6 protein-coding genes, 2 tRNA genes and 3 rRNA genes are annotated in these 12,498 nt (G+C 61.2%); 8 read left to right on the top strand and 3 right to left on the bottom strand.

What is annotated here, in order from left to right; all coding sequences use genetic code 11:
- Positions 1 to 738: 738 nt before the first annotated feature.
- Positions 739 to 900 (bottom strand): hypothetical protein, encoded by a 162-nt coding sequence (locus CEG14_RS26415; RefSeq protein ID WP_179280635.1) that lies wholly within the window; start codon positions 898 to 900, stop codon positions 739 to 741.
- A gap of 311 nt (positions 901 to 1,211) precedes the next feature.
- Between CEG14_RS26415 and CEG14_RS18620 the strand changes: the two genes are divergently transcribed.
- The 5 genes from CEG14_RS18620 (at position 1,212) to rrf (ending at position 6,548) form a co-directional block, all read left to right on the top strand.
- Positions 1,212 to 2,742, top strand: a 16S ribosomal RNA gene (locus tag CEG14_RS18620).
- Positions 2,743 to 2,832: 90 nt separating this feature from the next.
- Positions 2,833 to 2,909, top strand: a tRNA-Ile gene (locus CEG14_RS18615).
- A gap of 25 nt (positions 2,910 to 2,934) precedes the next feature.
- Positions 2,935 to 3,010 (top strand) — tRNA-Ala (locus CEG14_RS18610).
- Positions 3,011 to 3,322: 312 nt separating this feature from the next.
- Positions 3,323 to 6,205 (top strand): 23S ribosomal RNA (locus CEG14_RS18605).
- A 230-nt stretch (positions 6,206 to 6,435) separates the two neighbouring features.
- Positions 6,436 to 6,548, top strand: a 5S ribosomal RNA gene (gene rrf, locus CEG14_RS18600).
- Together the 16S, 23S and 5S rRNA genes with 2 tRNA genes alongside form the textbook arrangement of a ribosomal RNA operon.
- A 260-nt stretch (positions 6,549 to 6,808) precedes the next feature.
- Here the strand turns inward: rrf and CEG14_RS18595 are convergent.
- Entirely contained in the window at positions 6,809 to 7,306 is a 498-nt protein-coding gene (locus tag CEG14_RS18595) for a MarR family winged helix-turn-helix transcriptional regulator (RefSeq protein ID WP_256985868.1), read from the bottom strand.
- Between the two features lie 531 nt (positions 7,307 to 7,837).
- On the opposite strand from CEG14_RS18595, the gene CEG14_RS18590 reads away from it, so the two are divergent.
- Positions 7,838 to 8,809: a tripartite tricarboxylate transporter substrate-binding protein gene (locus CEG14_RS18590; RefSeq protein WP_094828275.1), complete on the top strand. Its 972-nt coding sequence runs from the start codon at positions 7,838 to 7,840 to the stop codon at positions 8,807 to 8,809.
- 7 nt (positions 8,810 to 8,816) lie between these two features.
- Positions 8,817 to 10,385, top strand: coding sequence for a sulfatase-like hydrolase/transferase (locus CEG14_RS18585; protein WP_094827892.1), 1,569 nt, complete (start codon positions 8,817 to 8,819; stop codon positions 10,383 to 10,385).
- Positions 10,386 to 10,482: 97 nt separating this feature from the next.
- Here CEG14_RS18585 and CEG14_RS18580 read toward each other — a convergent pair whose 3' ends face one another.
- Positions 10,483 to 11,091, bottom strand: a complete 609-nt coding sequence (locus CEG14_RS18580) for a TetR/AcrR family transcriptional regulator (protein WP_094827891.1) — start codon at positions 11,089 to 11,091, stop codon at positions 10,483 to 10,485.
- 175 nt (positions 11,092 to 11,266) lie between these two features.
- Between CEG14_RS18580 and CEG14_RS18575 the strand changes: the two genes are divergently transcribed.
- Complete coding sequence (locus CEG14_RS18575; protein WP_094827890.1) at positions 11,267 to 12,493, top strand: YbfB/YjiJ family MFS transporter; 1,227 nt, start codon at positions 11,267 to 11,269, stop codon at positions 12,491 to 12,493.
- The last annotated feature ends 5 nt before the right edge of the window (positions 12,494 to 12,498 follow it).

The raw sequence follows: 12,498 nt of genomic DNA, 5'->3' as shown, positions 1-12,498 counted from the left end.
GCCCTTATGGAGACAGGTGCCTTTAGAGAGGTACCCGGACAGGCAAAGGCTCCCTATATGGAGACCTCTATATAGAAGGTAGGACGGCATGCTCTGCATGCAGGTAAAGGGGGCGGCAAAGAGGGCACCTTCTTTCCACGAGAGGATGCCTCTATATATAGAAGGGCACCCTCTTGGGAGAGGGGGAGATTCAGCTGGGACGAGCTCAATGGCCCCGATTTCGTGGGTGCATACGGGTTTCCCATGACATCGTTTTGACAAGCCCAAAAACCGTGCTATAGTTCGCCCCCTTCGCTGCTCACACATTGATGCGAGCGACGAAGCCGAAGCGGCAAGCAGCTGTTTCCTGGTCTCAAAGCGGTTGCCACTTGAGTGGGACGCGAGACGGAAAAAGCGGCTTTCAGCGCAGGAGAGTGGGGCGTAGCCCAGGTGTGAGTCGAATGACCCGCCGGACTTTTCAGCGTTGCACGGTGAGCTGCAGGATGTGCGACCTGAGTTGCATGATCTGCAAAAATCGTGTTATAGTTTCGGGCTTGGCAGTAATCGAAACATCAGGGTTTACCCGGATGCAGCGAAAGCAGCCAGGGCCGCTCGAAGCGGCAGCATGTTGGGAGTCAGGCGTAGATGCCGCGAACGACAAGCTGCTCACGATGAGCTGCAGATTGTGCGATGTAAGTTGCACGAAATGCAAAAATCGTGTTATAGTTTCGGGCTTGGCAGTTGTCGAAAATTCAGGGTTTACCCTGATGTTTCGAGAAAGGCCAAGGTGCTGAAAGGCACGGCGCTCAAGCAGATGGTGCGGTCGGCAACGACGGCGCCGGAAGCGAGGGAAGAAGTGGTGAGTTGCTCGGTGATGAAAATCTTCAAAACTGAGTTGACAAACGAAAAAAACTTCTTCATAATCTCGTTTCTCTGCTGCTGACAACGCAGCGACAGCGACGAAGCGAAAGCGAGTCACTGAAGCGAAGTTGGCAGCGAAGTCGAAAGACTTCGAGCGTAGCAGGCAAGAATTTGGCAGTACCGCTCTTTAACAACTAAACAACCGATAAGTGTGGGCACTTGATGCGAGTGCGCTGCCACCGGGTTTCGGCTCGGTGGCAAAAGCAAAAGTATCAAAGTGCCGACACAATAGAAGTAAGGTAGTAATACCTCACTTCCTTTGAGAAGCAAGCGAAGTCGCTGTCTACGGATGGCGGCGAAAAACAGAGATTAAACTGAAGAGTTTGATCCTGGCTCAGATTGAACGCTGGCGGGATGCTTTACACATGCAAGTCGAACGGCAGCACGGACTTCGGTCTGGTGGCGAGTGGCGAACGGGTGAGTAATGTATCGGAACGTGCCTAGTAGCGGGGGATAACTACGCGAAAGCGTAGCTAATACCGCATACGCCCTTCGGGGGAAAGCGGGGGACCTTCGGGCCTCGCACTATTAGAGCGGCCGATATCGGATTAGCTAGTTGGTGGGGTAATGGCTCACCAAGGCGACGATCCGTAGCTGGTTTGAGAGGACGACCAGCCACACTGGGACTGAGACACGGCCCAGACTCCTACGGGAGGCAGCAGTGGGGAATTTTGGACAATGGGGGCAACCCTGATCCAGCCATCCCGCGTGTGCGATGAAGGCCTTCGGGTTGTAAAGCACTTTTGGCAGGAAAGAAACGGCACGGGATAATACCCCGTGCAACTGACGGTACCTGCAGAATAAGCACCGGCTAACTACGTGCCAGCAGCCGCGGTAATACGTAGGGTGCAAGCGTTAATCGGAATTACTGGGCGTAAAGCGTGCGCAGGCGGTTCGGAAAGAAAGATGTGAAATCCCAGAGCTTAACTTTGGAACTGCATTTTTAACTACCGAGCTAGAGTGTGTCAGAGGGAGGTGGAATTCCGCGTGTAGCAGTGAAATGCGTAGATATGCGGAGGAACACCGATGGCGAAGGCAGCCTCCTGGGATAACACTGACGCTCATGCACGAAAGCGTGGGGAGCAAACAGGATTAGATACCCTGGTAGTCCACGCCCTAAACGATGTCAACTAGCTGTTGGGACCTTCGGGTCTTGGTAGCGCAGCTAACGCGTGAAGTTGACCGCCTGGGGAGTACGGTCGCAAGATTAAAACTCAAAGGAATTGACGGGGACCCGCACAAGCGGTGGATGATGTGGATTAATTCGATGCAACGCGAAAAACCTTACCTACCCTTGACATGTCTGGAATCCCGAAGAGATTTGGGAGTGCTCGCAAGAGAACCGGAACACAGGTGCTGCATGGCTGTCGTCAGCTCGTGTCGTGAGATGTTGGGTTAAGTCCCGCAACGAGCGCAACCCTTGTCATTAGTTGCTACGAAAGGGCACTCTAATGAGACTGCCGGTGACAAACCGGAGGAAGGTGGGGATGACGTCAAGTCCTCATGGCCCTTATGGGTAGGGCTTCACACGTCATACAATGGTCGGGACAGAGGGTCGCCAACCCGCGAGGGGGAGCCAATCCCAGAAACCCGATCGTAGTCCGGATCGCAGTCTGCAACTCGACTGCGTGAAGTCGGAATCGCTAGTAATCGCGGATCAGCATGTCGCGGTGAATACGTTCCCGGGTCTTGTACACACCGCCCGTCACACCATGGGAGTGGGTTTTACCAGAAGTAGTTAGCCTAACCGCAAGGAGGGCGATTACCACGGTAGGATTCATGACTGGGGTGAAGTCGTAACAAGGTAGCCGTATCGGAAGGTGCGGCTGGATCACCTCCTTTAAGAGCTTAGCGCTCGATGTCAAGTGTCCACGCTTATCGGTTGTTTGAAATATAGCTGCTGGATCGTACAGATCCGAGAGTAAGAGTCTGGGGTCTGTAGCTCAGTCGGTTAGAGCACCGTCTTGATAAGGCGGGGGTCGTTGGTTCGAATCCAACCAGACCCACCAAAGTTATTCCGAGCGATCGGGGTATGGGGGTGTAGCTCAGCTGGGAGAGCGCCTGCTTTGCAAGCAGGATGTCATCGGTTCGATCCCGTTCACCTCCACCAGTGCTTCGCGCACTGCCTGGTAGATACTAAGCACGCAAGAGTTCAACGATTAGTGCTGCGAGTCAGTATTAATCGTTGGGTTTAGGCCTGACAGCTATATTTGTTCTTTAACAATTTGGAAGAAGCACAACGTAAAGTGTTCATCAAGTAATCAACGCAAGTTGACGAAGATGAATACGGGTTGTGATTGCATGATTTTGTTCCAAAGTCTCAAGTTTCGATGGTCACGCAAGTGGCGATCGAAAAATAGCTTTGATGAACGGCACAAACGCGAAATGTCAACAAGCGTCCTATAAGACTTTAGTGTTATAGGATCAAGCGACTAAGTGCACATGGTGGATGCCTTGGCGATCACAGGCGATGAAGGACGTGGTAGCCTGCGAAAAGCTACGGGGAGCTGGCAAACAAGCTTTGATCCGTAGATGTCCGAATGGGGAAACCCACCGCGCAAGCGGTATCCCTGACTGAATACATAGGTCAGTGGAAGCGAACCGGGTGAACTGAAACATCTCAGTAGCTCGAGGAAAAGAAATCAACCGAGATTCCGAAAGTAGTGGCGAGCGAAATCGGAAGAGCCTTCATGTTTTAGCCATCAACATAGTTGAACAGTCTGGAAAGTCTGGCCGTAGCAGGTGATAGCCCTGTAGACGAAATGTCGATGGTGGAACTAAGCATGAGAAAAGTAGGGCGGGACACGTGAAATCCTGTTTGAAGATGGGGGGACCATCCTCCAAGGCTAAATACTCGTGATCGACCGATAGTGAACCAGTACCGTGAGGGAAAGGCGAAAAGAACCCCGGAAGGGGAGTGAAATAGATCCTGAAACCGTGTGCATACAAACAGTCGGAGCCTCCTTGTGGGGTGACGGCGTACCTTTTGTATAATGGGTCAGCGACTTACATTCAGTGGCAAGCTTAACCGGATAGGGAAGGCGTAGCGAAAGCGAGTCCGAATAGGGCGTTCAGTCGCTGGGTGTAGACCCGAAACCAGATGATCTACCCATGGCCAGGTTGAAGGCACGGTAACACGTGCTGGAGGACCGAACCCACTAGTGTTGAAAAACTAGGGGATGAGCTGTGGATAGGGGTGAAAGGCTAAACAAATCTGGAAATAGCTGGTTCTCTCCGAAAACTATTTAGGTAGTGCCTCAAGTATTACTGCAGGGGGTAGAGCACTGTTATGGCTAGGGGGTCATGGCGACTTACCAAACCATGGCAAACTCCGAATACCTGCAAGTACAGCTTGGGAGACAGAGCACCGGGTGCTAACGTCCGGACTCAAGAGGGAAACAACCCAGACCGCCAGCTAAGGTCCCAAATTATCGCTAAGTGGGAAACGAAGTGGGAAGGCATAGACAGTCAGGAGGTTGGCTTAGAAGCAGCCACCCTTTAAAGAAAGCGTAATAGCTCACTGATCGAGTCGTCCTGCGCGGAAGATGTAACGGGGCTAAGCGATAAACCGAAGCTGCGGGTGTATATCTTTGATATACGCGGTAGGAGAGCGTTCTGTAAGCCTGCGAAGGTGGCTTGTGAAGGCTGCTGGAGGTATCAGAAGTGCGAATGCTGACATGAGTAGCGATAAAGGGGGTGAAAAGCCCCCTCGCCGTAAGTCCAAGGTTTCCTGCGCAACGTTCATCGGCGCAGGGTGAGTCGGCCCCTAAGGCGAGGCAGAGATGCGTAGCTGATGGGAAGCTGGTTAATATTCCAGCACCGTCGTACAGTGCGATGGGGGGACGGATCGCGGAAGATCATCAGGGTGTTGGATGTCCCTGTTGCTGCATTGAAGATGGCGCTTAGGCAAATCCGGGCGCGTAAATCAAGGGTGTGGCTCGAGCGAGCATGTCTCGCGAAGTGATTGGAAGTGGTTCCAAGAAAAGCCTCTAAGCTTCAGCTGTACGAGACCGTACCGCAAACCGACACAGGTGGACGGGATGAATATTCCAAGGCGCTTGAGAGAACTCGGGAGAAGGAACTCGGCAAATTAATACCGTAACTTCGGGAGAAGGTATGCCCCGGTAGTGTGAGGCGCCTGCGCGCTGAGCATGATGGGGTCGCAGAGAATCGGTGGCTGCGACTGTTTATTAAAAACACAGCACTCTGCAAAGACGAAAGTCGACGTATAGGGTGTGACGCCTGCCCGGTGCCGGAAGGTTAAGTGATGGGGTGCAAGCTCTTGATCGAAGCCCCGGTAAACGGCGGCCGTAACTATAACGGTCCTAAGGTAGCGAAATTCCTTGTCGGGTAAGTTCCGACCTGCACGAATGGCGTAACGATGGCCACACTGTCTCCTCCCGAGACTCAGCGAAGTTGAAGTGTTTGTGATGATGCAATCTACCCGCGGCTAGACGGAAAGACCCCATGAACCTTTACTGTAGCTTTGCATTGGACTGTGAACCGGTCTGTGTAGGATAGGTGGGAGGCTTTGAAGCGAGGTCGCTAGATCTCGTGGAGCCAACCTTGAAATACCACCCTGGTTTGTTTGCGGTTCTAACCTTGGTCCGTTATCCGGATCGGGGACAGTGCATGGTGGGCAGTTTGACTGGGGCGGTCTCCTCCCAAAGCGTAACGGAGGAGTTCGAAGGTACGCTAGGTACGGTCGGAAATCGTGCTGATAGTGCAATGGCATAAGCGTGCTTGACTGTGAGACTGACAAGTCGAACAGGTGCGAAAGCAGGACATAGTGATCCGGTGGTTCTGAATGGAAGGGCCATCGCTCAACGGATAAAAGGTACTCTGGGGATAACAGGCTGATACCGCCCAAGAGTTCATATCGACGGCGGTGTTTGGCACCTCGATGTCGGCTCATCTCATCCTGGGGCTGTAGCCGGTCCCAAGGGTATGGCTGTTCGCCATTTAAAGAGGTACGTGAGCTGGGTTTAAAACGTCGTGAGACAGTTTGGTCCCTATCTGCCGTGGGCGTTGGATACTTGACGGAGCCTGCTCCTAGTACGAGAGGACCGGAGTGGACGTACCTCTGGTGTACCGGTTGTCATGCCAATGGCATTGCCGGGTAGCTAAGTACGGAAGAGATAACCGCTGAAGGCATCTAAGCGGGAAACTCGTCTGAAGATTAGGTATCCCTGGGGGCTTGACCCCCCTGAAGAGTCGTTCAAGACCAGGACGTTGATAGGTCGGGTGTGGAAGCGCAGTAATGCGTTAAGCTAACCGATACTAATTGCTCGTGAGGCTTGATCCTATAACTCTCAAGTCTTAATTAACCATGTAGAGCGCAACTAACCCTTGCCCCTCGCATGTGACGCTGGCGACATTTCTGCCAGTGCCGTTCAAACATACATCAACGCAACCCATACACACTTTACGTGCTCTCGATGACCCGCCTGGCCACAAGCCCGCGGTGACACGAGCGCGTGCTGCTTCTTCCAAATTCAAGTGTTTGACTCCGCGTCAACCGCTTACCCGGTTACGCCTGACGACCATAGCAAGGTGGCCCCACTCCTTCCCATCCCGAACAGGACCGTGAAACGCCTTCGCGCCGATGATAGTTGGCATTCGCCTGTGAAAGTAGGTCATCGTCAGGCTTTTATTCCTCAAAACCCCACTGGATATCCTCCAGTGGGGTTTTGTTTTTGGGGCGCGCAAAGCGGCGTGCTGCCAGGCGCTGATGCGCGCATCAGCTCACGTCGGCCCACACCCGATCAAAGAACACCCCGAAAAGAACACTGCACAAAAGACCCACGAAAAGACACCCCGCAGGCTGCGCCTGCGGGGTGTCTTGTTTTGGGCGGCCGCGCTTGCGTGGCGGTCGTGGGCGGCGGCAGCGGTGGACGAGCTGCCGCGATCAGCAGGTGACGGCGGCCGTGCGGGCCGTGCGGCGGGTACCGCCGGCGTGGCGGCAGGCCTTGTCTTCAACGATATTGTCGGCCGCCATGCGGGCGCCGCGCGACTCGAGCGTGCGCAGCAGGCGCAGCAACAGCCCGCGTTCGTCTTCGTCCAGGTCGGCCATGAACAGGGTGTTGAGCTGGGCGATCTCGGGCATCACCTGTTGGTAGAGGGCCCGGCCCGCCGGGGTGGCCTGGACGCGTACCGTGCGCGCGTCGTGCGGGTCGGCCTGGCGTTGCAGCCAGCCCTTCTCGCAGAGCGTGCCGAGGGTGCGGGAGGTGCGCACAAGGTCCAGGTCCGCCGCGCCGGCGAGCCCGGCGGAGGTGGTGGGGCCGTTTTCCACGGCGGTGGCCAGCAGGCGCCATTCGCGCCGGGTGATGCCGAACCGGCCCTCGCATAAACGCACGAACACCGGGCTGGCGCTGGACCACGCCCGATACAGCCGATACATCAGCATGTCGTCGAGCTGCGGCGCGTGCGCGGCGGCCCCGAGCGATGCCGGGTCGGTCGAGGCGAGGGCGGAGGGAAAAGGCGCCGTGGTTGCGTGGCGGGATGGCGTGGGCATGATGACCTGTCTCTCTCTGGGGGCCCGCTGCCGGCCGGGCTGGCGCGGGCTCGTTATGCCTACGCTTATAGCGCGTCGGGGCCGCTCGCCGGAATGGGGTGTTGCGAGCATAGCGTTCGTGCGCCGAGGGCCGGCCGACGCGTTGTTCGCTCGGGTGCGCCGCTCGCGCGGCCCGCTCGCGATGCGCCCGATCATGAGGCCGGCGCCGTGCGCGCGCCACGACGCATTTCGCATATCGCCATGCGGCCTTTGCATGCTTGCTGGATTAGATCAATCGATCCGGCCGTTGCTAGAGTGGGTCGCGCGTGTCAGGCGGCAGGCGCCGGCGAGGAGACAGCGATGATGCAATGGGATGCGGGGCGGGCCGAGCAGCGGACCGGACAACGAGGTGAGCGGGCGGGAAGCCGGGGATGGCGGTCGGCGCTGCGACGCTGGCTGCTGGCGGCCTGTCTGGCGCTGCCGGTGGGACCTGCGCTGGCGCAGGCCGTGGCGAGCGCGGGCGCGAAGCTCGACGGGCCGTTGACGGTGCTGGTGGGTTATGCGCCGGGCGGTGCGTCCGACCGGATCGCACGGCTGGTGGCCGAGCGGCTGCAGCAGCGTCTGGGCGTGCCGGTCGTGGTCGAGAACAAGAGCGGCGCGGGCGGACGGCTGGCGGCGCAGTGGATGAAAGGCGCGGGCGAGCGCAACGTGTTGATGCTGGCCAATCCCGCCGTGATGGTGGTCGCGCCGTTGGTGTACGGCAAGCTCGAGTATGCGGCGGACGATTTCCGGCCGGTGGCCATGGTGTGCCGCTACGAATTCGCGCTGGCGGTGCCGGCCAGCGCCGAGGTCAAGGACTTCGCCGGGCTGCGCAGTTGGCTCAAGGCCCATCCCGCGCAGTTCAACGTCGGGGTGCCGGCGACCGGCAGCCTGCCGCATTTCTTCGCCCTGATGCTGGGCCAGGCCCTGGCGCTGGAGCCGCAGGCAGTCGGCTATCGCGGGTCGGGCCCCTTGCTCACCGACCTGATCGGCGGCGTGCTGGGGCAGGCGATCGACACGCTGGATACGGTGCTGCCGCAGCATCAGGCCGGCAAGGTGCGGGTGCTGGCGGTGTCGGGTGCGCAGCGCTCGGCCAGCCTGCCCGACGTGCCGACCTTCCGCGAGGTCGGGGTCGATCTGGTGGCCGACGGCTGGAATGCCTTTTTTGCACCGGCCAGCATGCCGCCCGAACGCGCGGCCTGGCTGGGCAAGGAGATCGCCGCCGTCATGGCCGCGCCCGACATGCAGGCGCAGGTGCGCGCCATCAATCTCGAGCCGCTCGCGCTCGATGCGGACGCGACCGCGCAGGCGCTGGCCGCGTATCGCAGGCAATGGGAGCCGGTGGTGCGCGCGTCCGGCTTCAAGGCCGAGCAGTGAGGCCGCGATGAAAACCGTGCAGAACGTGCTTTTCATCATGGCCGATCAGCTGCGCGCCGATCACCTGGGCAGCCATGGGCATCCCTATCTGCGCACGGCCAACCTCGACGCGTTGGCGGCGCGCGGCGTGCGCTTCTCGCGCGCCTTCGTGAACTCCGGCGTGTGCGGCCCCTCGCGCATGAGCTACTACACCGGGCGCTATCCCGGCAGTCACGGCGCGACCTGGAATCGCGTGCCCCTGTCGGTGGGCGAGGTGACGCTGGGCGAGTATCTGGCGGACGAAGGCCGCATGCTGGCCCTGGCCGGCAAGACCCATGTGCTGCCGGACCGCGCGGGCATGGAGCGGCTGGCGATCGACGGCGGCACCGAGCTCGGCCAGCTGCTGGCGCGCGGCCATTTCGTGGAACTCGACCGCTACGACGGCCATCACGAGCCGGGCGCGGAGAGCGGCTATCCGGCCTATCTGCGCCGGCATGGCTACGACAGCCCCGATCCCTGGAGCGACTATGTGATCTCCGCGATCGATGCGAGCGGCGAGGTGGTGAGCGGTTGGAACATGCGCCACGCGCATCTGCCGTCACGCGTCGCGGAGCCGCATTCCGAGACCGCCTACATGACCGACCAGGCGCTGGCCTTCATGGGCCGCACCGGCAGCCAGCCCTGGGTGCTGCACCTGAGCTACGTGAAACCGCACTGGCCGTATATCGCGCCCGCGCCGTATCACGCGATGTACACGCCGGCGCAATGCCTGCCGGTCAAGCGCACCGACGCGGAGCGGCATGACGCGCATCCGGTGGTGGCGGCCTATCGCCAACACGAAGAGAGCCTGAGCATGTCGCGCGACGATGCCGCGCGCATCGTGCGGCCCGCGTATCAAGGGCTGATCCACCAGCTCGACGATCACCTCGGGCGGCTGTTCGATTACATGGAAGGCGCGGGCCTGATGGACAACACCCTGATCGTGTTCACCGCGGATCATGGCGAGTTCCTCGGCGATCACTGGCTGGGCGAGAAGGAGCTGTTCTACGACTGCGTGCAGCAGGTGCCGCTGATCGTGATGGATCCGGGCGGGGCCGCCGACGCCACGCGCGGGCAGACGCTGGACCAGATGGTGGAGAGCGTGGACATCCTGCCCACCGTGATGACCGCGCTGGGCCTGCCCGTGGCGGGGCACCGCATCGAGGGGCGCGCCTTGCAGCCCTTGCTGCACGCGGCCGGCGCGGCGCCGGCCTGGCGCGACTGTGTGTACAGCGAACTGGATTACAGCTACCGGCTCGCGCGCCAGCTGCTCGGCAAGGGTACGCAGGAGGCGCGGGCCTGGTCGGTGCGCGACAGCCGCTGGCGCTATATGCACTGGCTGGGCGCGCCCGAGCAACTCTATGACCTGGCGGCCGATCCCGACCAGTTTCACGATCTCGGCCGGGACCCCGCGTATGAAACGGTGCGCGCCGCGCTGCGCGCCGAACTGCTCGACTGGCAACTGCGCCGCAAGGTGCGCACGACCGTGACCGAGGAGATGGTCGAGCGCGGCACCAACGCGCACAAGCGGGCGGGGGTGTTCTTCGGGCAGTGGTGAGGCTGCCGGGCGGCGGCCCGGCGACCGTCGCCGCGTCATGCGCGGTGTCGCTACGGCCGGCCCGGGGAGGGCGGCGGCGAGGGCGGCGGCGCGCGCCTCAGGCGGCCGCGCGCGCGGCGGCGGCGCGGGGCGCCAGCAGCGCGTCGAGCAGGCTCTGCACGGATTCGCGCAGGCGGTCGGTGTCCTGGTAGATGCGTTCGATCACCACCAGCCCGCGCATGAACGTGATCAGCACCTGCGCGGCCTGGGCGGGCGGCACGTGGCCGAGCTCGGCGGGGTCGGCCGCGGCGATGCGGTCGCGGAACATCTGCTCCTGCTCGTCGATCAGGCCGGCCAGCGTCTTGCGGATCGCGGGATCGATGCAGTTGCCGCCGCCCAGCGCCGTCTTGGTGCTGAGGCAGCCCCGGCGCGGGGTGCCGAGCGTCATCGAGGCGATGAGGTAATCGAAGAAGCCGGTCAGGGCGTTGCGCAGGTCGGGATGCGCAAGCGCGCGGCGCGCCTCGCCGAGAAACCGGTTGCGATAGCGGTCGAACACGCGCAGGAACAGCGTTTCCTTGTCGCCATAGGCGTTGTAGAGCGAGCCGCGCTGCACGCCGGTGGCGGCCGCCAGCTCCTGCATGGTCGCGTCGGCGTAGCCGCGCTGCCAGAACACCACCAGGGCCTTGTCGAGGACCGCGTCTTCGTCGAACTGCCGTACGCCTGCCATCTCTGTCTCACTGAATATTTTCTGAATGCCGTACCGATATTTTTACGCCATTCTTGTCATTGCTGTCAATCTTGACTAGTATGTCAAACTTGACTGATGTGTCAAAGATGAGGCGGCCCGGGATCGCATGGCAACGGCCTCGTCGCACATCGCGAATCGCCATCCGAGGCCAGCCATGTCCAGCGAAACCACCATCGATTCCTCCGCGCCGCCACAACGGGCCGACGCGCGCCAGTTGTGGCGTTACATGTACGCCGGCGCGGGCGCCAGCCTGGCCAGCATCGGCCTGGCGCGCTTCGTCTATACGCCCTTGCTTCCCGCGCTGTTGCAGGCGCACTGGTTCTCGCCCGCCGACACGGTGTACCTGGGCGCGGCCAACCTGGCCGGCTATCTCGTGGGGGCGCTCGCGGGACGGCCGCTGGCGCGGCGCTTCGACAACGTGGCCGTGCTGCGCATGATGATGGTGCTGGTCACCCTGGCGTTCTTTGCCTGCGCGCTGCCCCTGTCGGTGGCCTGGTTCTTCGCGTGGCGGCTGCTGTCGGGCATCGCTGGCGGCGTGATCATGGTGCTGGTCGCCGCGTCCATCCTGCCGCACGTGCCGCCCGCCCGCCGCGGGCTGGCCGGCGGCGCCATTTTCCTGGGCGCCGGCATCGGCATCGCCGCTTCCGGCACGCTGGTGCCGCTGTTGCTGGACCAGGGCCTGAGCGTGACCTGGATCGGCCTGGGCGTGCTGTCGCTGTTGCTGACGGTGAGCGGCTGGTTCTGCTGGCCGCCGAGCGCGGAGCGGCTGCCGGCCGGCAAGACCGGCGCGGCCACGGTGCCGACGGCGTCGGTGCGGCCCGTCATCGTGTTCTATGCCGTGTACGGCCTGTTGGCCCTGGGCTTCGTGCCGGTCATGTCGTTCCTGGTCGACTATGTGGCGCGCGGCCTGGGCGCGGGGGCCCACACCGGCGCGTCGTTCTGGGTGATCTACGGCATGGGCGCGATCGTGGGGCCCGTGCTGTACGGCGCGCTGGCCGACCGCTACGGTTCGGCCGCGACGCTGCGCGGCGTGCTGGCGGTGCAGGCCATCGTGACCGCCGTGCTGGTGCTGACCGACAACCTGCTGCTGATCGGCGTGCTGAGCTTCATCCTGGGCACCTTTCCGCCCGGCGTGGTGCCGCTGGCGCTGGCTCGCGTGGCGCGTGCCGTGCCCGACAATGCCGGCGCACAGGGGCTGGTGTGGACGCGGGCCACCACGGTGTTCGCGGCGTTCCAGGCGGCGGCCGGCTATGGCTACTCGGCCCTGTTCAACCTGAGCGGCGGCAGCCACCAGCTGCTCTACTGGCTGGGCGCGGGCGCGATGGCGCTGGCCCTGCTGGTGGACGTGGCCGGTTCGCGGCGCGCGCGCCTGCCCGCCTGAGCGCC

The organism is Bordetella genomosp. 1 (assembly GCF_002261335.1).
GTDB lineage: Bacteria > Pseudomonadota > Gammaproteobacteria > Burkholderiales > Burkholderiaceae_B > Bordetella.
The sequence above is the reverse complement of the archived record's forward strand: the minus strand, read 5'-3'. Positions and strand labels throughout refer to the sequence as shown.

Coding starts and splice junctions, on each gene's coding strand:
- CEG14_RS26415 (WP_179280635.1), bottom strand. CDS start 900: ATGAAGAAGTTTTTTTCGTTTGTCAACTCAGTTTTGAAGATTTTCATC.
- CEG14_RS18595 (WP_256985868.1), bottom strand. CDS start 7,306: ATGCTGATGTATCGGCTGTATCGGGCGTGGTCCAGCGCCAGCCCGGTG.
- CEG14_RS18585 (WP_094827892.1), top strand. CDS start 8,817: ATGAAAACCGTGCAGAACGTGCTTTTCATCATGGCCGATCAGCTGCGC.
- CEG14_RS18580 (WP_094827891.1), bottom strand. CDS start 11,091: ATGGCAGGCGTACGGCAGTTCGACGAAGACGCGGTCCTCGACAAGGCC.
- CEG14_RS18575 (WP_094827890.1), top strand. CDS start 11,267: ATGTCCAGCGAAACCACCATCGATTCCTCCGCGCCGCCACAACGGGCC.